Genomic DNA, 560 nt, shown 5'->3' with positions numbered 1-560 from the left:
CTCTATCTGCAGGATAAATCATCTAACTTTGCCGACGGCATTGAAGATGATAACTGGGAAGAGCAGGCGGCAAACCGTCTGACCGACGCGATGCAGGGTCTGGACGAACGCAGCCAGGACATCATCCGTGCGCGCTGGCTGGACGAAGACAACAAGTCCACGTTGCAGGAACTGGCTGACCGTTACGGCGTTTCCGCTGAGCGTGTACGCCAGCTGGAAAAGAACGCGATGAAAAAATTGCGTGCTGCCATTGAAGCGTAATTTCCGCTATTAAGCAGAGAACCCTGGATGAGAGTCCGGGGTTTTTGTTTTTTGGGCCTCTGTAATAATCAATTTCCCCTCCGGCAAAACGCCAATCCCCACGCAGATTGTTAATAAACTGTCAAAATAGCTATTCCAATATCATAAAAATCGGGTAAGTTTTAGCAGAGTATGCTGCTAAAGCACGGGTAGTCATGCATAAAACGAAACAAAGTGCTGAAAAACAACATCACAACACACGTAATAACCAGAAGAATGGGGATTCTCAGGATGAACATAAAGGGTAAAGCGTTACTGGC

1 protein-coding gene is annotated in these 560 nt (G+C 47.3%); it reads left to right on the top strand.

Annotation, left to right across the window (positions count from 1 at the left end):
• The coding region (locus tag K0039_RS24810; RefSeq protein ID WP_031614441.1) for a sigma-70 family RNA polymerase sigma factor at positions 1–261 on the top strand (261 nt) is incomplete at its 5' end.
• Positions 262–560: the final 299 nt, after the last annotated feature.

The organism is Terrisporobacter mayombei (genome assembly GCF_020748465.1).
In the GTDB taxonomy this organism is placed as follows: Bacteria; Bacillota; Clostridia; order Peptostreptococcales; family Peptostreptococcaceae; genus Terrisporobacter; species Terrisporobacter mayombei.
This window is presented reverse-complemented; position numbering and strand designations above follow the sequence as displayed.